The following is a 24,776-nucleotide window of genomic DNA, read 5'->3' as shown; positions in this document are numbered from 1 at the left end:
AAGCGCGAATTTTCGGTAATCGACAGATTCGCAGGCTTGGAAGATGTGGGCCAATGGCGAAGGCCGGTGCGCGGGCCGCTTCGTTGCATTTTCCCGAGTGCGCCTGTCCGAGAAATAGTGCGGAGACGGTATCGATGACAAAGGCTATGACTGAAATAGGTAGGCTGTCGGTCTCCGGCGCGCTTGTGGATTTCGTCGAACAAGAGGTTCTTCCCGGCACCGACATCAGCGCTTCGGTGGGTATTCTGGCGAGGACTGGAAGCGATCTATTCCGCTTTTGCGCAAGAGAACGCTCAGTTGCTTCGAGTGCGCGACCGTATCCAGGAGCAACTCGATGGCTGGTACGACGCTCGTGCAAGCGAGCCTATAGACCAGAAAGCCTATCTAAGCTTCCTTCGATCGATCGGATACCTGGTCGACGAGCCGGCGCCTTTCCTTGTTGGCGCTGACAATGTCGACGAAGAACTGTCCGCGATATCGGGTCCGCAGCTGGTTGTGCCGATCTTGAATGCGCGCTTTCTTCTCAACGCTGCGAACGCGCGCTGGGGCAGCTTGTACGACGCACTCTACGGGAGCGACGTCGTCGGTACGAAGGTCGAGGCCGGCGGTTATGACGCCAAGCGCGGCGAAAAAGTCGTCGATTGGGCCAAGCGCTTCCTCGACAGGGCGATACCGCTTGCAAATGGGAGTTGGCGGCGCTGGAAAGGCGGGGAATTGTCGTTGTCCGACCCGGCGTTGTTGGCGGGACGAAATGGCGACAATCTGCTCTTTCGGCATAATGGCCTCCATATCGAGGTCGTCATTGATCACGATCACCCCATCGGCCGGGATGACCCGGCAGGCATCGCCGACATTATTCTCGAATCTGCAGTGTCGACCATATGCGATCTTGAGGATTCGGTTGCCGCAATCGATGCGGCAGACAAGATCGCGGCCTATCGCAACTGGCTCGGTCTGATGAAGGGCACCCTCGAGGACAGCTTTCAGAAGAATGGCCGAATGGTCACCCGCCGCCTGAATCCCGATCGCGCATATACAGCGTCAGATGGAAGCACATTCGCTCTTTCCGGCCGCAGCCTTCTTCTTGTCCGCAATGTGGGTCACTTGATGACAACTCCAGCGGTGCGCCTGCCCGATGGCTCGGAGGCTCCCGAGGGCATATTGGACGGCGTCCTGACTGCGGTCATCGCCCTGCATGATCTGAAGGGTCGAAAGGGCAATAGCCGGCGAGGCTCGCTCTATATCGTGAAGCCGAAAATGCACGGACCCGATGAGGCCGCTTTTACCGATCGGCTCTTCGATGCGATAGAGGATATGCTCAGCCTCCCTCGCTATACGATCAAAGTCGGGATCATGGACGAGGAGCGCCGTACGTCCGCCAATCTTGCTGCCTGCATCTACGCTGTGAGGAACCGGATCGTTTTCATAAATACGGGATTTCTCGATCGTACGGGCGACGAGATTCATACTTCGATGCTCGCTGGGCCGATGGTTCGGAAAAGCGAGATGAAGGCGGCCGATTGGATCGGCGCTTATGAAGATCGCAACGTCCAGATCGGACTAGCGTGCGGGCTCGGGGGCCGAGCACAGATCGGCAAGGGCATGTGGGCCGCCCCTGACATGATGGCGGATATGATTGCGCAGAAGATCGCGCACCCCCAGGCCGGCGCCAGCACGGCGTGGGTTCCGTCGCCTACCGCCGCAACGCTGCACGCCACCCATTATCATGCAGTCAATGTCTCAGTCCGCCAGGCGGAGCGACGCGGTGAACCGGTGGCGCCCCTAGAGCGGTTGCTAGCCCTGCCCTTGGCGGGGGGGCGAAACTGGCAAGAGGACGAGTTGCGAGAGGAGCTTGATAACAATACCCAAGGCATTCTCGGTTACGTCGTCCGATGGATTGACCAAGGTGTTGGCTGTTCGAAGGTCCCTGATATTCACGACGTTGGCCTGATGGAGGATAGGGCGACGCTCCGGATATCCTCGCAGCATATCGCAAACTGGCTGCTGCACGGCGTCGTCAGCGCCGACGACGTTGAAAACTCGCTTCGCCGGATGGCCGTAAAGGTGGACAGGCAGAATGCCGGTGATCGGATATATCTGCCGTTGATCAGCGGTGAAAAAGTAAGCTTGGCATTCGAAGCTGCGCGTTCGTTGATATTCGAGGGACGGGTGCAGCCCAACGGCTACACCGAGCCACTGCTTCATTCATACCGTGCTCGATACAAGCAGCAGCAGGCGGGAGGTTCCCCCGCATAATGCGTGCCGCAGGCACCCTCAGTGTTTCCGCCGTCGATCCCTGCGTTCCGCAGCACCTACCGCGCCGTATCCTCGCCGATTTGCGCGATGACGTGACCGGCTCCTCAATGACAGCATCGTCAAATTCGAGGTGATTGCTGAAGGCGCCCGACTTTCCGACATGCGCTTCGGTGTATTCCTCCAGCCCGGGTCAGTAAATGCCAAGTCTGAATGGATCTGCACTCCCTTAAGGGCAATCGACGCATGGCGCGCACTACGTCGTGCGCTGACTCGTTTGCGCTACCCTCGGTACTCAATAGCGTAGCCACGGCAGTGTATGACGGCAGGAAGTTCGAGTCCGTTTCGTGAGATGGCTGGATCGCGCCTCGTCTTGGTTGTTTGGAGCGCGACTCCTCGGCCCCAAAAAGCTGCCGCGCGCCAGCGTCAGGGATCGACGTAGTCGACGCCGATGCGGGATTGATGCTGCCCCGCCGCCATCAGGAAGCGTGTCGCGAACGCACTCCTTAACTGTGCAACAATTTCGAGGACAAAAGGCGCGTCTGCTTGCGCCGCCTCGCCCGGAAGTTCGGGCAGAGCTTCGATGTCCAACGCATTTGCATTTTCCCCGACCGGAGCGGGGATCTCCTGCGCTGGTGCTGCAGCCTCGGGGGCGGCTGCGGCTGGGAATCCCTGCGCCGCGGAGGCAGCGCGAAGGCCAGCCTCAGTAGCGAACCAACCGCTGGTGGTTGCACGCCCGCCGTCGCGGCTTACCCTCGTGCCGCCGGGAAGGACGAGCATCGTCAATGCCGGCTGCCGTCCCTTCTTGTCGAGCGCACGCAAGATCGTGATCTCACGCGTGCTTCCGACCACGACAAATTCCCCAGGCGTGAACCTTTCGGGCGGTGCCCCGGTCTTCTCCAGCTTGATTAGCTGGACGACGATCGGCCCGTCCTCGCGCGGGACGAGGTCACATGCCGGTGACGCGCACAGCCAAAAGGCGTCATCCGCGTCCCGCAGGACGGTTCCCGTCGTAACGTGACCGCCCCTGAAGGCATCCGATACCATGAAGGCATTTACGGCCGGCACGACCTTCTGCTGCCAATCGATGCTTCGATCCGCCGCGATATGTGCCAGCTCGCGGGCACGGATACGTCGGGCGCTCTCGCCGGCCGGCGCCGTGCCAAGCGTCGTGGAAAGCCGGGCGCTGAGAAGATCGTTGGCGGTCCTGGATATACCGTCGTGGGTCGCAAGCCGCCGCCTGATGATGTCTACGAAGCGGTCGATCAGACTTTGTGCCGAGCCCTCGATATCCGACGGCGACAATACTCCGCTTGCGGCCTCGTCGCTCTCCAAGAGATAAAGTCCGAGCCCGAGTGACAGGTCATCGTCCAGCCAGTTCTCGTGATGCGCGACGGCCTCCAACTCCAGCGCATTCTGGATTTCGGACAGAATCAGGCGGTAAATGTTCGGCTTCCACGCACGCAGCGCCGAACCCAGCCGCCCCCAAACGTATTCTCCCTCGTCCTCCTCGGAACTCGATGGCAGCTTCTGGACGATCGCTACGAAGCAGCTTCCGCAATGCACCCACATAGGCTGGTCGGGCCCGATGTTCAGACCGAGAGGAAGCTCACTTGCATCAGGCTCATAGTCGTCAACGAGGGTCGCGATCCATTGCCGGGCAACATAATCAGCCAAACTCTTGAGGTTGGAGAGATGGATTCCGGCGGTCTGCATGGACTGGCGCAGGTCGTTGTTCCAGCCGATCTTGCCGTCGGTCAAATAGTCACGCAGCCCCGGTGCGTCGATTTCATAAAAGCGCTCCTCTGCAAGGATATCCTCGGCCGCTTCGAGAATTTCCGGAGACGGCGCCGTGTCGTCCTGAACCGGGGCAAGCCCGCGCATTGCGGTCGCCACAGTCAGCGCCGTGTTGGCGTTAGCCTCGGCGGTATCAGCACCACCAGATTGAAGTGCGACGACACCGCGAGATGGCGCAGAATCTTGAGCGCCGTCTTCGATCCGGCTGCACCGAGCTGGTAATCAAGGAGAATTAGGTCGCTCTTTCGCGCCTTATCGAGAAGATGCACGTCCATGTCGTCCGGGACGCGCCAGTTCTGGATATCGCAGATGAGACCCTTGGCGTGCATGAAGCCATATATGTGCTTTGCGCGCGCGATCTCGCTGAACTCTTCGTCAGTGGCATCGCTCATCCGGAGATAGTCCGGAAACTGATCATCGATCAGGACGGCGGTGCGGATTGCGTCGTCGCGAAAGCTCCTTTCGACCGCATCGGCAAAGCGCGCCTCGAACGCTTCAAGCTCCACCTTCCAGCCCCCTCATCTCAATTATGAAGTTTGCGCCGGGCAGAATGTGCGGATCTTCCTCGGTCGCGTAACGGATCGCATGGCGGCCAGCCTCAAGGTTCACCGGGACAGATACAGTCCGACGCCGCGACCGGAAGAGCGGCGCGTGTAGAACAGCTGAAAAAGACGCCAGACGTCATCCCGGTCGATACCGGGGCCGGTGTCACCGACAACGATCTTGCCATCGACAAAATCGAAGCGGATCACTCGCTCTTCCGACCGTCCGACCCAATAAACGGCGTTGTTCACGAGGTTGATGAACACCGGGTAGATGCGTGATTTGAGTTCGGTGAAGCGGATCGAGTCGAAAGCTGGCGTACTCTCGCCGGATGCCCCGTCCGTGAAGACCGGCCCGAAGAAATCGCGGACATAATCAACGATAGCCTTGCCGGTGATCGTCTCTCGCAACCGGGCGCCGGCCAGTTGGAGAGGTGAGAGGAAGCGTAGCTTTTCGGTGAGTGACCGATGCGCGTCCATCGCCCGGGTGAAGGCCAGCGTCTTCTTGGCCGTGTCCGGCAGCTTCTCCAAGTTACGGCTCACCTCACTGTCGAGCGCTTCAAGCTCATGTCCGATGATCTCGACCGTGATTCCGAGCTGTGCGACCGCGTTCAGGTCACGAACCCGGCGATCGAGTTCTTCCCGATCCTCGTCAATCGTGGCGAGCGCCATCTCCGCGTCCACGCCTTCGATTATGGTCCGGATATTACGGACAATCGGCCGGTACCGGTCGTTGAATTCGTCTTCCAGCTCGCGCCGCACCGTTTCCAACAGGCCGAGAAGATCGTTCAGATCGGTGTCTTGCGACAGCTTGCGCAACAGGGGAGTCGTCGCTCGCTCGTATCGCGTCCGGTCGTCCTCAAGATTGGATGTCCAATTGGATGTGATCGCCTTGATACCCTCACGGATGTCACCTTGGAACCCCGAGAGAAGTTCGTTCAGTGCTTTCTCGTGCCGATCCCTGGCGGCTGCAGCGACCTCACGAGGCGAAGACGCACCGACCGTGGCCTCCATCTCGCGGAGCGCTTGGTCGGACAGCAGGATAAGATCGCTGGCTTCATCCAGTTCGTCCCTGAACGTTCGGTAGCGCGATTCAGCGTCGCCCAACGTGTTCGGGACGTCGAGAGGCGTCAGCGCGGCTAATTCCGCGCGAGCCAACTCGACCTCGGCGCGCATCATCGCGACCGTGTCCTTCGAAGCCGGCTGTTTCACATCTTCCAATCGTGAAGAGATGCTCTTCGCTCGCTCAGCCAATTGCGGCATGCGTTTGATCGCGTCGGCGAGGTAAGTCCTGAATTCGCCCCGCCGACGTTTACGCGCCTGCTCGGCCGCCTTGCGACCCTTGATGTTTCGCTTCTTGGTCTCCGCGATGCGCTCTTCGCGTTCCGGAGAGTCTGTTCCGAAATAATCTCTGGCCAGTTTGATGAGCAGGGCCTGGACGAGGAGACGAAGCTCGCGGCTCGCTCGGTTCTCGACCAGGCCTTCGCGGCCAGCCTTGTCCTTTAGCGCGGGATTTCCGGCGCGCGTGAAGGCAAGTCGTCCGAAACTCCGTCGGTGGGCCCAAAAGTAGCGTCCAGCGTGCTTCTGGCGAGTTTCTTCCAGTGAAAAGAAGTCGGCGTCGGCTGAGCCGTATGGCATCACGCGCAAGCCGTCGCGATACACCCGAACCCCACCGTACCGGTCGACGAGTTCCATTAGATCCTGATGCCGCTTGGCATTGTGCGTTGAGGCCATCGCGACCTGCTCGAACGTACCGATCGCAAATGCAAAGGGACCCGGCCGATCCGATCTTGCCGGGGCAACGACCGCGGGGGCGGAATGATGCGTTCGCCTAAATCCTCACCGAACGCCCGGATTTTGCCGCGGAAAACTCCGGCCTCGTCGAAGGCGCCCTCGACGCTATGTTCAAGTTCTCGGAAATCGGAGAGATCGAACACATCCGAGGAAGCAAGGATACGACGCGGAACATCTCCATGATAGGCGAGAACCTCATAATCGAACACGACCGGCGCAGCCGACAGCGTGTCGGTGAAGCCGGTCAAAATATCCTTGAGCCTTTGCTTGACCTCCTTCGCTTCATCGTCGTCCGGCGCGGAGCCAAGCCAGACCGACAGTTCATGGTGGGCACCAAGTAGATACAGTGCGGTACCATGTGAGGCCAAATCCGCGAAGACGGGCCACTCTTCGAGGTGTCGGGCGGAAATCGGCATCTCCGACCAGAAGTCGATCATGGCCTCTGCGGTCGATCGTGCACCCGCCGCCTGTTCGGCGGCGGTGTAACGCTGCCAATCGGGTGACAGGATCAAGTCGCCTGTGGCAGATCTCTCCCCGAGATTGTCGAGTATCGCCGTTGCCATCGCCCGCAGCCCAACGGCCACTTCGCCGCGCTTGCCGAATGTACGTACAGGCAATGTGATCTGATCAAGTGACAGGAACGGGTTTTCGAAAAGGCGCCAATCGACCAGAACCGCCGAAATCGGACCATCTGCCTGTTGTGACAAAACAAGAGTCGCCGGCGCGAGAAAAGCGGCCGACAGACGTCCGATTCCTTTTTCGCCCTGCCGCTCGCGTGCGGAGCCGGTGAAATCGGCCGGTGGCGCCGGCGGTGGGCCATCAATCTTTGATTCGGTACCGATGACGAGCCACTTCTCGACGAAATCCTGCGCCGACATGCCGATACCGTCGTCGAAGACTGCGGCAACGGCCGGGTCACCGTCGAAGATATTGAGCGATACCTGTGTCGCGTAGGCATCCCACGCATTCTTCCAAAGCTCGCTGACCGCCGTCGGAGCGTCGGCGATCTGACCGCGCCCGAGATGATCGATCGTTCGCGCACGCGTTCGGAAGGAAACGTTCTCCGCAGCCCGTTCCAGCGACCGGCCGGTTTGATCCGTATCGGTCATGGTTTGTGGGGCCACCCGTTGCTATAACCGCAGCATGGCGGACCATATGACACCGGAACAGCGTTCGCGCGCAATGTCACGCGTCGGCGGCAAGGATACGGCGCCCGAATTATATGTTCGACGCGCGTTGCATGCCGTCGGGCTCCGCTTTCGCCTTCATCGTCGCGACCTTCCCGGAAAGCCCGATATGGTCCTCCTCCGCGGCATCGCACCGTCGTCTTGGTCCATGGATGCTTTTGGCATGGCCATGACTGCCCGCGAGGTGCTCGGCCTCAATCAAACCAGGAGTTTTGGGCGGCGAAGCTCGATCGCAACATCGACCGCGATCACAGCACGCGAATACGCCTGGAAGCGCTCGGTTGGCACGTCGAAACAGTATGGGAATGTGCGCTCGACCTTGGAGTGGAGCGGATAGTGCGCCGACTTCAGCCATCGGCCGACACAAGGGCGTCAGAGAGATAACGCGAAAAATATTCGGCCAGCCTGGGCGGCACTGCGTTGCCGATCATGCGCGCGACCGGTTCGATCATGTCGGTTGGATAGAAGACATAGTCCTGCGGGAAAGACTGGAGGATTGCGGCTTCCCTCAGCGAAATTCCGCGCACCTGACTCGTGTCAAAATGGCCGAAGCGTCCATTCGAGATGCTATGGCATTTCGTCGTAATCGTGGGAGACGGTCGATCCGGGTCCATTCGCGTATAGACATCGGTAAAGCAACGCACCTTGAGCTTCGCGTTCACCTTCCGGTGGCACGCGCCAGCGAGAGGTCGCCGTGAGGGGTGTTGTCGAGATAGACATTTGACTCGCCGGGTTTAGCCGAAGCCAGACGCTTCAAGTTGAGGTCGCTCAGAGTCCGGGTCTTGTGGTTCGGGATTGTTGCGTGCTGCGCCCCGGCGGGAAGCGACGGCAGATGACCGATTGCCGAACGGACCGATCGGACCGCAGCCGCCGTGTCCTCGAGAGGGACCACCAGATCACCGTCGTGGCCCGGCTCCAGAAACTCCGGCCGCGCCAGCTCCCGTGGAGCAGCAATGAGGATCGAACGACGGCGAAACTGCGGAACGCCGAAATCGGACGTGCAGACGACATTCGAGCCGGTCGCATAACCAAGCTTCCTGAGCTGACTACGAAAATCGTTCCAGACGCCACCATATTTCGGATCGCCGATGCCTTGGACGTTTTCCGACAGGATCATCTCCGGGCGAAACCGCGCAACAAATTTTGCCGCTTCACGCAGCAGATTGCTATCGCGTTCGCGACCTTCCTTCCGGGCGTTGCTGAGTTCCTTGCGGGAAAGCTTTGTGAAGGGCTGGCATGGCGCGCAGATCGCGAACATGAGAGGCGCACCGGGTGCTTCCGCCCTATATTTCTCGATCAGCTTCTCAAGATCGTCGAACAGTTCTGCCTGCTCGCCATCCGGATAGGCATCGGTTGCGGGGAAGATATCCCGCCTGATGAACCGCGGGGTCGAGAAATCAATGGTCGTATTGGGATTGTTCTCGACATAGGTCTGCCGGCAGCGATTGTCCTTATCGACACCGGCGATGACGTAGCCCCCAGCATCGATCAGACCGCGCGTGGTCCCGCCCGCACCGCAGAAAAAATCGACCGCCAAGAACGCGGGCCGCTGCCGACGCGCGGCGCTCATGGACGGTGCGGTCATGAGTTTTTCGTCGGCTTCGTGGACGCGGCAAGTGTCCGAATTGCGGTTACCTCGGCGGGTGAGAATATCCGCCAACCATTCCGGTCGCGCCGCTGCGCATCCTTAACTTTGCCGTCTTTAATCCACCGAAGAAGGGTCGGTTTCGAGATGCCGGCCGCCGCCGCCGTCTCGGCAATGTGTAGATCGCCAGTTTCGCTCATGCCGCCCTCCCGACTGCCTTCAACTATACTCAACCATGGTCAACGTCAACACGACGTTAAGTTCCGGTTGTGAGTCAGGTTGTGGCCGAGTGTAGGGCTCCGGGCCTTGACGGTCCTTTGAGAGCCGATCAACCTAGCCACGACGGTCTGCCCAAAATGATGAATTTCGGCTTGCGGGGGGCAACGATCTGTCGGGTTCTCGTCCTTTTTGTTCATCTTTTCATGCGGAAAGTAGCGCCGAACAGCATGTAGCGGCGGCCTATTTCGCTGTTTGGCGGCTTATGACGGTTCTAGCGTAGTAGTAGCGGCGATTCATACTCATCGCTTTCGTCCTGCTTGGGGCACCAATCCGTTCGAAGGCAAGACCGCCGTCGATACCGCGTCGAATCCGGCGCTCGCATCGGGCGCGTCTTATCGTCAGGCCCCACCTCCAAGTTATTCGCAGCCCGTGCCGACCTATCTGCCGCCTCCTCAGCCCGCGCCTTATAGCGTGCCTTATAACGCTCCCGCGCCGCAGAGCGCGCCACGTCCGGCCGCGAGCGGCGGATACGGCCCGGACTCGTATGGATCGGGGCAGTCGGGCGCGCCGCTGCAGCCGTATCCGGGACAGGATGTCGGGGCGTATCAGGCTTATCCGCAGCAGCAGTATCAGCAGCCGGGGTATCCGCAACAGCCGTATCAGCAGCAGCCGTATCAACAGCAGCCCTACGCCGCGCAGGACCCGTACGCCGCGCCCTGGCCGATGTCGCCCGGCGCGCGCGATGCGCAATCGAATGCGTACGCGCCGGCGCCTGCCGCCAGCACGAAGAAGCAGGCGACGTCGCGCAAGGCCACGGCCGCGCCCGCCCGTTCCGCCGATCCCTATCCTTACGGCGCGCCGCCGCCGCAGCAGTACGCGCAGGCGCCGTATCCGCAGCAGCCCTATTACCCGCAGCCGCAGCAGTACGCGCCGCCGCAATACGCGCAGCAGCCGTACATTCCCCAGCCGCCCGCGGGCTATGCGCAGCCTTACTACCCGTCGCAAGCGCAGCCGGGGCAGCGCGCCGCCGCCGCCGCGACGATGAGCGCCGGCGGCGTTCCGCTGCCGGTCGCGAATTCGCAGACGGCGGGCGTCGCGGAAGAACTCGCGCAGATCAACCGCGAGCAGGCGAGCACCATCTCGGGCGGCCTCTTCTTCCGCAGCCGCGACGGCGAGGACGGCCTGTCGAACCTGACCGATATCGAAGCGCCCATCGAAGGCCGCATCAAGGCGGGCAATGGCCACGTGATCGTGCGCGCGACGCCCGTCACGCTCGACGCGGGCACGGCGGCCAGCACGCAGAACACGCTCGCGCGCTTCGGCTCGGGCCGCGGCGCGACCGCCAATCCGCCGACGAACACTTACGGCTCGCAGACGGCGACGGGCGTCGGCCTCGCGCTCGGCTACGAGAACCGCAACTTCAAGGGCGATATCGGCACGACGCCGCTCGGATTCCGCGAGACCAACGTCGTCGGCGGCGTGCAGTATCAGAACGCGATCACCGACAAGGTGTCGTACTCGCTCGCCGTCGCGCGCCGCGCCGTCACCGACAGCCTCTTGTCCTACGCCGGGACGCGCGACTCGGGCGCGAACCTCGAATGGGGCGGCGTCACCTCGACGGGCGCACGCGCCGACTTCGCCTGGGACGACAGCACGAGCGGCGTCTATGTGAACGCGGCCTACCAGTTCCTCGACGGCAAGCAGGTCGCGACCAACAACGCGGTGAAGGGCGGCGGCGGCATCTACACGCGCATCATCAAGGATGCGGACCAGACGCTGACCATCGGCGCGAACACCACGCTGATGCACTACGACAAGAACCTCTCGTACTTCACTTACGGGCAAGGCGGCTACTTCAGCCCGCAGCAGTACGTGATTCTGAACTTCCCGGTCGAGTACACGGGGCGCTCGGGACTCTTCACGTACGACCTGAAGGGCTCGATCGGCGTGCAGCATTACCGGCAGGACGCGTCGAACTACTTCCCGACGAACTCGACGTATCAGGCGATCGCGGCCGGTTCGGGCGCCGCGCCGGACGCGGGCGCGGTCTATCCCGGCCAGAGCAAGACGGGCGTGTCGTACTCGCTCAACGCGACGGGCGAATATCAGCTCGCGCCGCAGCTCGCGTTCGGCGCGACGGCCTCGTTCGGCAACGCGTATCAGTATCGGGAATGGCTCGCCGCCGTGTACGTGCGCTACAGCTTCACGCGTCAGAGCGGCGCGCAGCCGGTATTCCCGCCGCAGGCGTTCAGTTCGCCGTATCTGTCGCTGTCGAACTGATGTCCTCGCGCGCGCGTTTCGCTTGCGGCCGGACGCGCACGCGCGCACGATCGGCCGCATGATGAAAACGCCAGGCGCGCTCGTCGCGAACAACGATCAGTTCCTGCGCGACTTGCAGCTTTTCTGCATCGTCGCGCGGCGTTCGAGCTTCATCGCCGCCGCGACCGAAACCGGTATCTCGCCCGCGCACGTAAGCAAGCGCATCGCCATGCTGGAAACGGCGCTCGGCGTGAAGCTCTTCATGCGCACGACGCGCCGCGTGTCGATCACGAGCGACGGCGAAGCGGCCTTCCAGTGGGCGCAGAAGATTCTCGACGACGTGCAGGGCATGGCCGACGCCTTCGCCGGCATCGACGATCCGCGCGGTCTGTTGCGCATCGGCACGAGTCTGCGGCTCGGGCGCGAGCATGTGTCGCCCGCGCTCGTGCTGTTGCGGCGGCGTCATCCGGGACTCGAAATCTGGCTGGAGCTGCTCGACCGGCGCGTCGATCTCGTCGGCGAGAACTTCGATATCGACATACGCGTCGGCGAAGTGCAGGAGCCGCATCTGATCGCGCACCGGATGGTCGAGAGCTTTCGCGTGCTCGCCGCCGCGCCCGCGTATCTCGAACGGCGCGGCGCGCCTAAGACGCTCGCCGAGCTCGCGCAACACGACTGCCTGCTCTTTCGCGAACGCTATCAGCGTTTCGGCGTCTGGCGTCTCGCCGGCCCGAACGGCGAGGAAAGCGTCAAGGTGACGGGGCCGGTCGCGTCGAACCATAGCGACATCGTGCGCCAGTGGGCCGAACAAGGCTTCGGCATCGTGATGGGCTCGGTCTGGGACATCGCGTCCAGTCTGCGCAACGGCACGCTCGTGCCCGTCTTGCCCGCGTACCGGCAGCGCGCGGACGTCTGGGCGGTGACATCGGCGCGCTCGTCGCATTCCGCGAAGATTCGCGTCTGCATCGACTTCCTCAAAGAGCAACTGACGAGCGGCCCCCATGCGCTCGTGACCTCCGGCATCGCGGGAATCTGAAACGCCGCAGCGCGCGGCGCCGAAATTCGCATCCGCCACTTTTTGTCCGCAATCCCGCCGCATCGAAGCGCGCGAAATCGCTTTTTGCCCGTACTGCCTTGCCGCGCGGCGCTCAGCCGTCAATCGCATTAAGCGAGCATCGGCATACCTTACAACGCTTACGTTGCGTCGGCGTCACGAAATCCGGAAAAAAGACCCGACTTTTGTGACGTTTATTTCCAAATATTGTTGCGACATGTAATGATACTGATTCGCATTTAACCCAATCGTGGCGATAGGCTGACCCAATCAGGCGCGCCGCGAATGTCGGGCGCACACGCGTGCCGCCGCCGTTTCTCGACGACGCCGCCTGCTCCGCTTCCATTTTCTGTTCGATCACATTCGGCACGCGAAAACCCGCTTCGCCGCCGATTCGCATTTCACTAACAAGCATCGGGGAAACGACATGTTGAGGAAGAAGCCGCTCGCCGCGGCATTGATGACGATTGCCGCGGTTCCCGTGGCCACGCCGCTCTACGCCCAGACCGCACCGCAGTCCACGCAAACCGCACCGCAGCATTCCCCGCCCGCGCAGCAAGTCGCACAGCAGACAGCACAGCAGGCCGCTCCCGCCGACGCCGCTTCCGCCACCGCACCCGAAACCGCCGCCCTGCCCGCCGTCAACGTGACGAGCCAGGCCGACGCGCCTGACTTTCAGGCGGACGTGTCGAGCGTCGGCGCCAAGGTGCCGACCGCGCTGCGCGACATTCCGCAGGCGGTCGTCGTGGTGCCGAAGGCCGTGCTGCAATCGCAGGCGGTGAGCTCGTTCTCCGACGCGCTGCGCAACGTGCCGGGCGTCACGCTCGGCGCGGCGGAAGGCGGCCAGATCGGCAATAACATCAACCTGCGCGGCTTCTCGGCGCGCACGGATATCTATCTCGACGGCTTCCGCGATCGCGGCCAGTACTATCGCGATACGTTCAATCTCGAATCCATCGACGTGCTGTACGGTCCTTCGTCGCTGTACTTCGGGCGCGGCTCGACGGGCGGCGTCATCAATCAGGTCAGCAAGCAGCCGAACATGAAGCCGCGCGCCGATGTCTCGCTGCAGGCGGGCACGCACGACCGCTATCGCACGACGGTCGACATCAACCAGCCGATGACGGACACCTCCGCGTTCCGTATCAACGCCTTCGGCCAGTCGCTCGGCTCCACGCGCGACGAGATGCACAACAAGGATTACGGCGTCGCGCCGGAAGTGAAGTTCGGTATCGGCACGCCGACGCAAGTGACGTTGTCCGCGCTGATCCAGCACAACCGCGATCAGCCCGACTATGGCATTCCGCCGCTGAACGGCCACCCCGCGCCGGTCGATCCGAAAACCTTCTACGGCTTCACCGACGACCGCACGATCCAGGACGTGCAGACGGTGAACGCACGCATCGAGCATCGTTTCAACGACATGTTCACGCTGCGCAACCAGACGCAATTCAGCCACTACAGCACCGAGGCACGCGCGACCAACGCCGCGGCCGTGCTGACGGGGCCGCTCGGCACGTCGCCGGCGCTTTCGAACGGCAATTACACGACGCTGCCGCTGTCGTCGCTGTTCGTGCGTCTGCAAGGCAAGGATCGCAACATCAACGATCATTCGGTCTATAACACGACCGATTTCCAGGGCAAGTTCGCGACCGGCTTTCTCAAGCACGACACGCTCGTGGGCGTCGATCTGAGCCACGAGACGTACAGCAACCAGAGCTTCACCGCGACCACGCCGGGCCTGCCTTCGAACACGCTCGCGATCGTGCCGCTCGTCAATCCGCCGTACGTGCCGCGTCCGGCGAACTATAGCGAGGTGGCGACCAATCTCGCCGAATCGAGCGCGAACGATGTCGGCCTGTACCTGAACGACACGATCTCGATCGGCGAGCACTGGAAGTGGATCGGCGGCGTGCGTTGGGACCGCTATGAAGCGTCGATCCATAACTCGATCAACCAGCCGGGCTACGCGACGCAGACCAACTACTTCACGAGCGTGCGCACCGGCGTCGTGTGGCAGCCGCAGGAATGGCAGTCGTACTACGTGTCGTATGGCACGTCGTTCAATCCGTCGCTCGAAGCGCTTACGCTCACGAGCGGCCAGCAGAACCTGCCGCCCGAGCACAACAAGTCGTATGAGATCGGCTCGAAGTGGGATCTGCTGAACGGCGGGTTGTCGGTGACGCAATCGCTTTTCAGCATCGAGAAGACGAACGCGCGCACGCTCGCCTCGGACGGCACCTACTCGCTCGACGGCGATATCCGCGTGCGCGGCTATCAGCTCGGCGTGGCAGGCCACATCACGCCGAAATGGCAGATGTTCGGCGGCTACACGTACATGGACGGCACGATTCTGAAGTCCTTCGACGGCACGCAGGGCAACGTGCCCGCGAACACGCCGAAGCACATGCTCACGTTCTGGACGACCTACGACTTCACGCCGGTCTGGCAAGTCGGCGGCGGGCCGTCGTACGTGTCGTCGCGCTATGCGGCGAACAACAATCTGGTGGAAGTGGGCGGCTACGTGCGCTGGGACGTGATGGCCGCGTATCATCAGAAGCGCTACGATATCCAGTTCAACGTGCTGAACCTGACCGACAAGAAGTACTACGATGCGCTGATTCCGTCGGACGGCGGGCGCGCGGTGCCGGGCCTCGGCCGCACGTTCCTCGCGACCTTGAATTATCGCTTCCGTTGATGTAACCGCGCGCGCCGCCTCGCATGCGGCGCGCGCCCAGAAGGCCATAACGATGATCCTCTCGATACCGGACGTGCTCTCCCCGGACGACGCCGCCGCGATGCGCGCGCGGCTCGAAGCAAGCGACTCATGGGTCGATGGCCGCGCGACCGCAGGCTATCAGGGCGCGCCGGTCAAGCGCAACATGCAGATCGCGGAAGGCTCGCCGATCGCGCTCGAAATGGGCGATGCGATCGTCGGCGCACTCGAGCGTCATCCGCTTTTCATCAGCGCGGTGTTGCCCAATCGCGTCTATCCGCCGCTATTCAACCGTTATGAAGGCGGCATGCATTTCGGCAGTCATGTCGATGGCGCCATTCGCATCGTGCCCGGTCATGGCGCGCGCGTGCGCACCGATGTATCCGTCACGCTGTTTCTCACGCCGCCCGACGAGTACGACGGCGGCGAACTCATCATCGAAGATACGTATGGCGTGCAGGAAGTGAAGCTGCCCGCGGGACACGCGATCGTTTATCCCGCGACGAGCCTGCATCAGGTGCGGCCCGTTACGCGCGGCGCGCGCGTGTCGAGCTTTTTCTGGGCGCAAAGCCTCGTGCGCGACGACGCGCAGCGCGCCCTGCTCTTCGATCTCGACAACTCGATCCAGCGCCTGAACGCCACCAACGGCGACGAAGCCGCGAAACGCTCGCTCGTCGGCTGCTATCACAACCTGCTGCGCATGTGGAGCGAGACCTGAGTCACGCCGCGCGCAACACGTTCGCGCGCGTCCGGCCGACTTCCTCGAGCAAGGCTTCGTCGCGCGCGATCACATCGGGCACATGCGCGCGCAGAAACTCCACCCATGTCCGCGTTTTCGCATCCACGAACTTGCGCGACGCATAGAGCGCGTAGAGATTCGTGCGCTGCAAGGTATGGTGCGGCAGCACGCGCACGAGCGAGCCGTTGCGCAAGCCTTCGATCGCCGCGTAGAGCGGCAGCATGCCGATGCCCATGCCTTCGCGGATCGCCACCGCGAGCGATTCCGCGATGTTCACCTGAACCGGTCCGCTGATCTGCAAGGTCTCGCGTCCGTCGGGGCCTTCGAGCGTCCATTCGCGCGCGGGAAACGCGGGCGTCTGCAAGGTGAGGCAATCGTGCTGCGCGAGATCGGCGGGCACCTCCGGCACGCCGCGTGCGCGCAGATAGTCCGGCGATGCGCACAGAATGCTGAAAGTCGTGCCGAGCTGGTGCGAGATCACTTCCGAATCCGACAACGCGCTCGCCGAAATCACCGCGACATCGCTGCTGCCTTCGAAGAGATCGGGCATGCGTTGCGACAGCGTCAATTCGACCTTCACATCGGGATACGATGCGCGGTATCGGGCGATGGCCGGCAGAATGTAATGCTGCCCCACGCTCGCGAAGCTGAACATGCGCAGCGTGCCCGACGGATGCTCGTGCGCGCAACTCGCTTCTTCTTCCGCGCCGTCGATATCGGCGAGAATCTGCCGCACGCGCTTCAGATACCGCTCCCCCGCCGATGTGAGCGCGAGACGCCGCGTCGAGCGGTTCATCAGGCGCGTGCGCAGATGCGCTTCGAGTTCGGAAACGGCGCGCGACATCGCGCCGGTCGTCGAGTTCATCGACTGTGCCGCAGCCGTGAAGCTGCCGGCTTCGATCACGCGGGTAAAGACCCGCATGTTCTGTAGGGTATCCATCGAACCGTCATATTGCCTGGAAAGCGCTATTGTCCGCTTTCCCACGCGCTCGATTGTTGTTGAATCAGGAAAGAATGTTCCCTGATTCCCACATTAATCCGGCAAGGCGGTTTGCCTACAATCGGCGCCTTCTTGGATGACCGGACACACGCTTGTCGACGCGCGATTCGATTCGGGACTGGCTCGTCACCGATGGTTACGTCTGGCTGCATCTCGCGAAAACGCTCCTTGCCGCGTTCCTCGCGATGGGCGTCGCGATGCGCTTCGAGCTGCCGCAGCCGCGCGTCGCGATGACCACCACCTTCGTGCTGATGCAGCCGTTCGCCGGCATGGTGCTCGCAAAGAGCGTATATCGTTTCGCGGGCACGGCGCTCGGCATGTTCGCCGCGCTCGTGCTGGGCGCCGTGTTCGTGCAGCAGCCTGAGCTTTATATGTTCGCGCTCACCGCATGGGTCGCGGCGTGCATCTCGCTCGCGGTGCGGTATCGGCAGTTCCGCTGGTACGGCTTCGTGCTCGCCGGTTATACGGCCGCGTTGATCGGCATTCCCGCCATCGCCGATCCCGATAGCCTGCTGATCGCGACGCTCACGCGCGGCGCGGAGGTCATGCTCGGCATCGTGTGTTCGAGCCTCGTGAGCGCGCTCGTGTTTCCGCGCCATGCCAGCGCGACGCTCGCGCAGACGCTCGCACGGCGTCAGGCGCGTTTCGCCTCGTTTGCGTCGGATGTGTTGCGCGGGCGTCTCTCGCGTGTCGCGCGTGAGCGCCGCTTCGCCGATTTCGTCGATGAGATCGTCGGCTTCGAAGCGACGCGCGGTGTCGCGGCGTATGAATCGCGCGCGCTGCCGTCCGGGCGTCGCGGGCTCGCGGCGCTCAACAGCGCATTCATGGATGTCTGCGCTCGCCTGCATGCGCTCGACCAGTCGATGAAGCGCCTGCCCGCCGCACGCGATGCGCTCACGCCCTGCCTCGAAGAACTCGCGCGCATCTTCGAGCACGACGCGCTGGATGTGCATCTCGCACATTACAAGGCAAGGTTAGCGACGCGCCTCGACTTCACGATGTCGGCCGAACTGCTGAATCGTTTCGTCGACGACACCCTGCGCTATGTATCGATATCGAACAGCGATCTCTCGAATGAAAGCGTGGCTTCGCGTTTCGAAGCGAAGACCAGCCGCTTCGTCATCGCGGCGACGTTCATGCGCACGGGTATCGCCATCGCCGCGACCGCATGGTTCTGGATCGTCACCGCCTGGCCGAGCGGTGGCCATGCCGTGATCGGCGCGACGCTGGCTTGCGGGTTATCGTCGGCATCGGCGCGGCCCTCGAAATTCATCGTGCAGATGGCGGCCGGCGCCGCGCTCGCGATCGTCACGGGCTATGTGTTCCTGTGTCGTGTCTACCCGGCGATCGATGGCATCGCGCTGCTGTGCGCCATGCTCGCGCCACCGCTCGCGGCAGGCGCGTTCCTCGCGATGCGTCCCGCTTCCGCCGGATACGGCATCGGCTTTTGCGTGTTCTTCTGTCTGCTCGCCGCGCCCGACAACCGCATGGTCTACGATCCGGGCCTTCTGCTGAACAACGGCCTCGCGATTCTCGCCGCGATGCTCGCCGCCGCCATGATGTGCGCCGTCGTCGTGCCGCCGCGCACGCAATGGCTCGTCGGCAGGACGCTCGCCCAACTGCGCGCGATGGCGGCGCTCGCCTGCGAAGGCAAGCTCGCGGGTCTCGGCGAGCGCTTTCATTCGGGCACGCACGATCTGATGTTCCAGTTGCGCGGCTTGCTCGTGCGGCGTTCGCGCGAGCATCGCCGCGCGCTTTCGTGGATGCTCGTCACGCTCGAAGTCGGACAGGCCATGATCGATCTGCGCCGCGAAGCGCGCGCATTGAACGCGCACTGCTTTCCCGATGCGTTGCAGAGCGCGTGGCGCGCATCGCTCGCGCGCGTGCTGCGCGACATCGCCGTGCTGTTTCGCGCGCCGGGCAGCGAGACGCTGCGCCGTGCGATCGCATCCGTGGTCGCGTCGATCGTGATCGCGCAGGGCATGCGCGATGCCGTGTCCGCCGTGGCCGCCGAGCGCGCTGCACGGCGCGACATGCAGCGCGTGCTTGCGCATCTGCATGTCGTGCGCACCGCGCTCGTCGATCCCGATGCGCCTTTCGATCGCTGAACTGCAAATGTGCCTTCCTGGCAGGGCTATTTATCGGCACCGAGATTCGCCCTATATTGATTCGCAGTGCTTCCGCGGCGCGCCCTTATGCCGCAGGAGCGCCGGCGGTGCGATGCCTCGCGCATGCATTGAATGGGCCGAAGCACAATGTTTGACTGCATTGAACAATGTCTTTCAACCTTGCGGCTTAAACGGCAGCGCACGCTACCTATAATCGCCTTCGTTCAAACGAAGCCACTGAAGATTGATGTCGATGCACGAAGACCGTATCCGCTGTGCCGCCTTGCGCGGCAAGATCACCTCGGCCGCCGACGCGGCGCAACTCGTTCGCGACGGCATGATCGTCGGCGCGAGCGGCTTCACCCGCGCCGGCGACGCGAAGGCCGTGCCGCTCGAAATCGCGCGCCGCGCGCGTGAGGAAAGCGAACCGCTGCGCATCACGCTCATGACGGGCGCATCGCTCGGCCATGACACCGACCGCCTGCTCACCGAAGCCGGCGTGCTCGCGCGCCGCCTGCCGTTTCAGGTCGATACGACCTTGCGCCGCGCGATCAATCGCGGCGATGTGATGTTCGTCGATCAGCATCTGTCGGAGACCGTCGAGCTGTTGCGCGCGAACCGGCTCGGCCAGCTCGATCTCGCGATCATCGAAGCGGCCGCCATCACGGAGACGGGCGGCATCGTGCCGACGACATCGGTCGGCAATTCGGCGAGCTTCGCGATACTCGCGCAGCGCGTGATCGTGGAAATCAATCTGGCGCAGCCGGCGGCGCTCGAAGGCCTTCACGACATCTGGATTCCGGAGCGCAGACCGCAGCGCGACCCGCTTCCGATCGTGAAGCCGCACGACAGGATCGGCGCGGCGGCGATCGAGATTCCCATCGAAAAGATCGCCGCCATCGTCATCACGAATACGCCGGACAGTTCGTCCACCGTGCTGCCGGCCGATGAAGACACCGCGCTCATCGCGGGCCATCTGATCGAGTTCTTTCAGCACGAAGTGTCGCGCGGACGTTTGCCGAAGCAGTTGCCGCCGTTGCAGGCCGGCATCGGCACGATTGCGAACGCGGTGCTCTCGGGATTTGCGGCGTCGCCGTTCGAGGCGCTGACGATCTACTCCGAAGTGCTTCAGGACTCGACCTTCGATCTGCTCGATTCCGGCCGAGCGACCTTCGCGTCGGGCGCGTCGATCACGCTGTCCGCGCAACGGCAGGACAAGGTGTTTCGCGATATCGAACGCTATCGCGACCGCCTCGTGCTGCGGCCGCAGGAAGTGAGCAATCATCCCGAAGTGATTCGCCGGCTCGGCCTCATCGCGATCAACACGGCGCTCGAAGCCGACATCTACGGCAATGTGAATTCGACGCATGTCGGCGGCACGCACATGATGAACGGCATCGGCGGCTCCGGCGATTTCGCGCGTAATGCCGCTTACGCCGTGTTCGCGACGAAGTCGGTCGCGAAGGACGGCCGCATTTCGAGCATCGTGCCGATGGTGCCGCATTGCGATCATAACGAGCACGATGTGGATATCGTCGTGACCGAGCGGGGGCTTGCGAATCTCACGGGCCTCGCGCCGCGCGAACGTGCGTTGAGCGTGATCCAGAATTGCGCGCATCCGCTGTATCGCGATCTCTTGCGCGACTATTACCGCGATGCAGCAGCGCTCGGCGGGCACACGCCGCACCGTCTGGATCAGGCGTTTTCGTTTCACGCGCGCTTTGCCGCGAGCGGATCGATGCTTCCTTGAAGCGGTCGCGCGCGCGTCATGCTGCATCGCGAAAGCGAATGACGCGCGCAAACGGCGTCGCTCGCGCGGGAATCAGCGCACAATGGCGGGAGCCTGCTTCGGCCGGCGAACAGGAGGAACACCATGACCGCCATCACCTGGGTTCTCGCCGCCGACGGCAGCCGCGCGCGCATCTTCGAGACGCACGGATTGAAGCTGGATCTGCGGCAGATCGAGGACCTCAGGCATCCGGCGCCGCGCGCGGCGGATACGGCGGACAAGGAACGCGAGAAGTTCGCGCGGACCGTCGCCGAGTTTCTCGAACGCAGCCGCCTGCAACAGCGATTCGATCGCTTGCGGCTTGCCGTCGAGCCGAGGTTCCTCGGCGTGCTGCGCCCGCATCTCAGCAGCGAAACGCGCAAGCTCGTCTACGAGGAAATCGACCGCGACGTGTCGAACATGGAGACGCGCGATATCGGCCGTCATCTCGACCGGCCATGAATCGCGCCTGACAATGCGCGCCGCTTCCCTCGCGAGAAACGGCGCGCCGGGCACTACGCCGCGGGCGTGATGTTCTGATTGCTGCGGAACAGATTGTCCGGATCGTAACGCCGCTTCACTTCGGCGAGCCGCTCGTAGTTCGGCCCATACGCCGCCTTCACGCGATCGCCCTCTTCACCCGTCATGAAGTTCACGTAGACGCTGCCGATCGCGTGCGGCGTCATGGCGGAGAACATGTCGCGCGCCCACTTCGTGCACTTTTCGTCGTCGGCGGCGTCGCTCCAGCGGCCATGAATGTTGATCGTGTAAATGGAATCGCGATTCGCGTAGGCGGTCGCATCCACAGGCACGCGGTTCGTCTGCCCGCCCATCGCGCCGATGAACACTTCGCATTGCGTCGACGGAAGCGAGTTCACGGCATTCGTCAGGATGCCGAATGTTTCGTCGTTGAGACCCGCGAAATTGTGCGACTTCCAGTAATTGCGCTCGCCCGGCGTGAGCAGCGGATCGAATGCCTTCTGCCATGCCGCGAAAGGCATCGCGCCAAGATGCTCGCCGTAGGGCGTGCCGAAGCTGCGCAAGGGCGCAAGCACCCGCTCGCCGTTCTCGACCGGCCCGACATAGCAGCTCGCGAGCACGACAACCGGCTTTCCATGCGTCTCTTCAGGCAGGAAGGGCAGCGGCGGCGCGAGACGCAGCACGGCCCATACGGTCAGTTCGTCGGGACTTTGCGCGACGAACTCGCGATACTTCGGCAGCACCGCGTCGGCCTGCTCCAGCGGAAACACGACGAGGCCGCCGTAGATTTCGGGCCCGACTTCATGCAACTGATATTCGAACAGCGTGACCACACCGAAGTTGCCGCCGCCGCCGCGCAGCGCCCAGAAGAGATCGGGCACGCTCTCCGCGCTCACGCGCCGCCATTTTCCGTCCGCCGTGACGATTTCCGCCGCGACGAGATTGTCGACCGTCACGCCGAACTTGCGGCTGATCCAGCCGAAGCCGCCGCCTAGCGTGAGACCGGCGACGCCTGTCGTCGAATTGATGCCGAGCGGCGTCGCGAGACCGAAGGCCTGCGCTTCGTGATCGAAGTCGGAGAGCAGCGCACCGGGCTCGACGTACGCGCGCTTCGCCGCGGGATCGACGCGCACGGATTTCAGCGCGGAGAGATCGATCATCAATGCGTCGTCGCTGACTGCGCTGCCCGCGATGTTGTGCGAGCCGCCGCGAATCGAAACGAGCATGCCGTTGCCGCGCGCGAACGCGAGCGCGGCGATGACATCGGCGGTGCCCGCGCAACGCACGATGAGCGCCGGGCGGCGGTCGATGGTCGCGTTCCAGACCTTGCGTGCTTCGTCGTAGTCGTTATCCGACGGTGAGATGACTCTGCCTCTCACCGACGCCTTGAAGGTGTCGATCGCTTCGCCTGAGATGTTGCTCATTGTGAGACCTCGCTGCTGGATGAAGCGCCGCGACGTGCCCGACCCTGCCAGCTGGTACGGCGAAAGCGCAAGGAACCCGTCGTCGGATCGAAACCGGCCGGTCGATCAGAAGCGCGCCATGGAGATCACGAGGACGGGAAGAGACTGCGAAAGCGGACCGCGGCCCGCTCATTGATTTAATGCCGTGACTTACAGGATGTAAAGGCCTTAGGCAGCCATTTTTTACTCGTCATCTAGCATGAATCGGACAAAGTGGGCATAGCGTCGTGTTATTGGAATCAGCGCTTTATGAATTCGATTCGGATAACTTTGTTTTAAAGCACTCGTCTGCCAATAAATGTCAAAAGTCCTTACAACGGAGTAAGCGACGTCAACGCTGCGTGATGTGCCGCGTTTTTTTGCGTGCGCAGGTCATCCGGCCTGCCGAATCGTTGAAGGAATTGTTGTATGAACAAGAAGCTTCTCGCCGCCGCTATCATCGCTTGCGTTTCCGTGAGCGCGTTTGCCAAGCCGCATTACGAGAAACACGAGCGTCACGAGAACCGTGAGGCTTATGCGCACCACGACAACGGCCGCCACGAAGGCGAGTATCGCGGCCACGAACGCGCCGAGTCGCGCCGCTTCGACGAAGCGCGCAAGCAGCCGCGCAACGACACGTTCCATACGGATCTGAATAATCCGAACAATCGCGTCCAGTTCACGCACTGACGTGTCACGGGCAACGATGTAGCCCGTAAAAAAAAGCGGCGCGCCGGAGTACCGGACGCGCCGCAGTCATGATGAGAAGCCCGTTTCGCTCAGTCCGTGCCGAACTTCGGCGATCGCGGACCGTACAGCAAGCCGTTCGGCGCGCCTGTTGCCAGCAGACGCTGACTGGTCAATCCGGCGACATCCCAGGATTTGTCCGTCGCGACATTCACGGCCTGGCTAACCGCCGTTTGCACCAGCGCACTGACGAGCCCGCCGCCCACGCTGACATTGAAGCCGGTTTCGCTGCCGTTCGCCGTTGCCGAGCCATCCCAGAGCGTCTCGCCCGAACGCAAGTCGACGAGCTTCGCTTGCGCCGAAACCTGTGTCTTGTTCGCGATGACCCGATACGACGAGCCGTAGTCCGTGATCTTCGTGTACAACGCGGCATCCGCGCCGAAGATGCTGCGCAGCTTGGCCGGCGCGACGTCCTGAATCTCGTTGGGCAGCGTCAGGCCGTTATGTTTGAAGGTCTCTTCCATCGCGGCGACCGGCACCACGTAGTAGCCGCCTTCGGCGAGCGGCATCGTCATCTGGGAGAGCATGCCGTAAGTCGCGTTGACATCGTTCGTGTCGTTGATCGGCGGCAACACGAGAATCGAGCGCGGCTTGCTATTGCGAAACGCCGTGTAGTCGGGCTGGCTGCGCGATGAAGCGCACGCCGACAGAAACAGGAGAATCGACAGAACCGCGATGAGTTTGCGGGAAATATTCAAGGTCATGTTCGGCGCTTACTGAAGTTTGCTCAACAGGAAATCCATATACGCGGAGGATTCGGGAAACCGCTCCTTCTCTTCCGTCAGTTGCTGGCGAGCCTCGGCGCCCTTGCCGACGCTTGCGTACAGCATGCCGAGATGCGCGCGGAATCCCGGCGGCAATGTCTTGTCGCTCGCGAAGATCTTCGTACGCGCCTGCTCCAGCGCCGCGATCTGTTGGGCCGCACCCTTCTGGCCTTTGAAGTATTCGTAGACCTGAGGCTGATAGCCGTCCCATTGATAAAGCGATGGCGCCTTGGTCGCGCATCCCGTCAGCAGCGCGCACGCCGCCGCGACCGGCAGCACGAGGCCGGTCAGTGTGTGGTTCTTCATGATCATGTCTTTCGAT

The 24,776-nt window shown here is 62.6% G+C and carries 21 protein-coding genes and 2 pseudogenes; 11 read left to right on the top strand and 12 right to left on the bottom strand.

Features of this window, described 5'->3' with window-relative positions; translation table 11 throughout:
* Nucleotides 1-183: 183 nt before the first annotated feature.
* Nucleotides 184-2,256 carry a malate synthase G gene (locus tag LY284_RS21905; protein ID WP_375294278.1) on the top strand — a complete coding sequence of 691 codons (2,073 nt, stop codon included), beginning with the start codon at nucleotides 184-186 and terminating at the stop codon, nucleotides 2,254-2,256.
* Between the two features lie 423 nt (nucleotides 2,257-2,679).
* Here LY284_RS21905 and LY284_RS21900 read toward each other — a convergent pair whose 3' ends face one another.
* The 4 genes from LY284_RS21900 to LY284_RS21885 form a co-directional block, all read right to left on the bottom strand.
* Entirely contained in the window at nucleotides 2,680-4,137 is a 1,458-nt protein-coding gene (locus LY284_RS21900; RefSeq protein ID WP_233387971.1) for a hypothetical protein, read from the bottom strand.
* 14 nt (nucleotides 4,138-4,151) lie between these two features.
* Nucleotides 4,152-4,556, bottom strand: a complete 405-nt coding sequence (locus tag LY284_RS21895; protein ID WP_233387970.1) for a response regulator receiver domain — start codon at nucleotides 4,554-4,556, stop codon at nucleotides 4,152-4,154.
* A gap of 99 nt (nucleotides 4,557-4,655) precedes the next feature.
* Nucleotides 4,656-6,287: an ATP-binding protein gene (locus LY284_RS21890; protein WP_233387969.1), complete on the bottom strand. Its 1,632-nt coding sequence runs from the start codon at nucleotides 6,285-6,287 to the stop codon at nucleotides 4,656-4,658.
* On the bottom strand, nucleotides 6,287-7,495 hold the full coding sequence (locus tag LY284_RS21885; RefSeq protein ID WP_233385575.1) for an ATP-binding protein: 1,209 nt from the start codon (nucleotides 7,493-7,495) through the stop codon (nucleotides 6,287-6,289). The genes LY284_RS21890 and LY284_RS21885 overlap by 1 nt, the downstream gene beginning before the upstream one ends.
* Between LY284_RS21885 and LY284_RS39070 the strand changes: the two are divergent.
* Nucleotides 7,494-7,631: pseudogene (locus LY284_RS39070) on the top strand (hypothetical protein); the annotation flags it as partial. The gene LY284_RS21885 and the pseudogene LY284_RS39070 sit on opposite strands and share 2 nt — an antisense overlap.
* Before the next feature lie 83 nt (nucleotides 7,632-7,714).
* Complete coding sequence (locus LY284_RS38725) at nucleotides 7,715-7,957, top strand: very short patch repair endonuclease (RefSeq protein ID WP_255727867.1); 243 nt, start codon at nucleotides 7,715-7,717, stop codon at nucleotides 7,955-7,957.
* On the opposite strand, the gene LY284_RS21875 is transcribed toward LY284_RS38725, so the two are convergent.
* Genes LY284_RS21875 through LY284_RS21865 form a run of 3 tightly spaced genes read right to left on the bottom strand, consistent with a single transcriptional unit; the run spans nucleotide 7,921 to nucleotide 9,358 of the window.
* Complete coding sequence (locus tag LY284_RS21875) at nucleotides 7,921-8,235, bottom strand: DNA cytosine methyltransferase (RefSeq protein WP_233387967.1); 315 nt, start codon at nucleotides 8,233-8,235, stop codon at nucleotides 7,921-7,923. The two genes, LY284_RS38725 and LY284_RS21875, sit on opposite strands and share 37 nt — an antisense overlap.
* Entirely contained in the window at nucleotides 8,232-9,158 is a 927-nt protein-coding gene (locus tag LY284_RS21870) for a DNA cytosine methyltransferase (RefSeq protein ID WP_233387966.1), read from the bottom strand. Before LY284_RS21870 ends, LY284_RS21875 begins: the two co-directional genes overlap by 4 nt.
* Nucleotides 9,155-9,358 (bottom strand): MerR family transcriptional regulator, encoded by a 204-nt coding sequence (locus LY284_RS21865; protein ID WP_155178486.1) that lies wholly within the window; start codon nucleotides 9,356-9,358, stop codon nucleotides 9,155-9,157. Before LY284_RS21865 ends, LY284_RS21870 begins: the two co-directional genes overlap by 4 nt.
* Before the next feature lie 331 nt (nucleotides 9,359-9,689).
* Here LY284_RS21865 and LY284_RS21860 point away from each other — a divergent pair.
* Together LY284_RS21860 and LY284_RS21855 are read left to right on the top strand one after the other, a co-directional pair.
* Nucleotides 9,690-11,657 (top strand): annotated as a pseudogene (locus LY284_RS21860) (cellulose synthase subunit BcsC-related outer membrane protein); the annotation flags it as partial.
* Between the two features lie 61 nt (nucleotides 11,658-11,718).
* Entirely contained in the window at nucleotides 11,719-12,672 is a 954-nt protein-coding gene (locus LY284_RS21855) for a LysR family transcriptional regulator (protein ID WP_233388414.1), read from the top strand.
* A 112-nt stretch (nucleotides 12,673-12,784) separates the two neighbouring features.
* Here LY284_RS21855 and LY284_RS21850 read toward each other — a convergent pair whose 3' ends face one another.
* A complete protein-coding gene (locus LY284_RS21850) occupies nucleotides 12,785-13,105 on the bottom strand; it encodes a hypothetical protein (RefSeq protein WP_233387965.1) in 321 nt (106 codons plus the stop codon).
* A gap of 12 nt (nucleotides 13,106-13,117) precedes the next feature.
* Between LY284_RS21850 and LY284_RS21845 the strand changes: the two genes are divergently transcribed.
* Together LY284_RS21845 and LY284_RS21840 are read left to right on the top strand one after the other, a co-directional pair.
* A complete protein-coding gene (locus LY284_RS21845) occupies nucleotides 13,118-15,388 on the top strand; it encodes a TonB-dependent siderophore receptor (RefSeq protein ID WP_233387964.1) in 2,271 nt (756 codons plus the stop codon).
* Between the two features lie 52 nt (nucleotides 15,389-15,440).
* Nucleotides 15,441-16,124, top strand: a complete 684-nt coding sequence (locus LY284_RS21840; RefSeq protein ID WP_014251086.1) for a Fe2+-dependent dioxygenase — start codon at nucleotides 15,441-15,443, stop codon at nucleotides 16,122-16,124.
* A gap of 1 nt (nucleotide 16,125) precedes the next feature.
* On the opposite strand, the gene LY284_RS21835 is transcribed toward LY284_RS21840, so the two are convergent.
* Nucleotides 16,126-17,085 (bottom strand): LysR family transcriptional regulator, encoded by a 960-nt coding sequence (locus tag LY284_RS21835; protein ID WP_014251087.1) that lies wholly within the window; start codon nucleotides 17,083-17,085, stop codon nucleotides 16,126-16,128.
* A 152-nt stretch (nucleotides 17,086-17,237) separates the two neighbouring features.
* On the opposite strand from LY284_RS21835, the gene LY284_RS21830 reads away from it, so the two are divergent.
* From LY284_RS21830 to LY284_RS21820, 3 genes are all read left to right on the top strand, one after another.
* Nucleotides 17,238-19,253 (top strand): FUSC family protein, encoded by a 2,016-nt coding sequence (locus LY284_RS21830; RefSeq protein ID WP_233387963.1) that lies wholly within the window; start codon nucleotides 17,238-17,240, stop codon nucleotides 19,251-19,253.
* Between the two features lie 253 nt (nucleotides 19,254-19,506).
* The gene (locus tag LY284_RS21825; protein ID WP_233388412.1) at nucleotides 19,507-21,003 is read left to right on the top strand and encodes a succinate CoA transferase; all 1,497 of its coding nucleotides are present in this window, start codon (nucleotides 19,507-19,509) and stop codon (nucleotides 21,001-21,003) included.
* Between the two features lie 123 nt (nucleotides 21,004-21,126).
* Complete coding sequence (locus LY284_RS21820; RefSeq protein WP_045454673.1) at nucleotides 21,127-21,483, top strand: host attachment protein; 357 nt, start codon at nucleotides 21,127-21,129, stop codon at nucleotides 21,481-21,483.
* 53 nt (nucleotides 21,484-21,536) lie between these two features.
* Here LY284_RS21820 and LY284_RS21815 read toward each other — a convergent pair whose 3' ends face one another.
* Nucleotides 21,537-22,925, bottom strand: a complete 1,389-nt coding sequence (locus LY284_RS21815; RefSeq protein WP_233387962.1) for an FAD-binding oxidoreductase — start codon at nucleotides 22,923-22,925, stop codon at nucleotides 21,537-21,539.
* Between the two features lie 447 nt (nucleotides 22,926-23,372).
* On the opposite strand from LY284_RS21815, the gene LY284_RS21810 reads away from it, so the two are divergent.
* The gene (locus LY284_RS21810; RefSeq protein WP_041731783.1) at nucleotides 23,373-23,633 is read left to right on the top strand and encodes a hypothetical protein; all 261 of its coding nucleotides are present in this window, start codon (nucleotides 23,373-23,375) and stop codon (nucleotides 23,631-23,633) included.
* Between the two features lie 89 nt (nucleotides 23,634-23,722).
* Here LY284_RS21810 and LY284_RS21805 read toward each other — a convergent pair whose 3' ends face one another.
* Both LY284_RS21805 and LY284_RS21800 read right to left on the bottom strand, forming a co-directional pair.
* Nucleotides 23,723-24,394, bottom strand: a complete 672-nt coding sequence (locus LY284_RS21805) for a DUF799 domain-containing protein (protein WP_233387961.1) — start codon at nucleotides 24,392-24,394, stop codon at nucleotides 23,723-23,725.
* A 9-nt stretch (nucleotides 24,395-24,403) separates the two neighbouring features.
* A complete protein-coding gene (locus LY284_RS21800; RefSeq protein ID WP_233387960.1) occupies nucleotides 24,404-24,766 on the bottom strand; it encodes a DUF4810 domain-containing protein in 363 nt (120 codons plus the stop codon).
* Between the last annotated feature and the right edge of the window lie 10 nt (nucleotides 24,767-24,776).

It is taken from the genome of Caballeronia sp. PC1 (assembly GCF_021353155.1).
Lineage (GTDB): Bacteria > Pseudomonadota > Gammaproteobacteria > Burkholderiales > Burkholderiaceae > Caballeronia > Caballeronia cordobensis.
The sequence above is the reverse complement of the archived record's forward strand: the minus strand, read 5'-3'. Positions and strand labels throughout refer to the sequence as shown.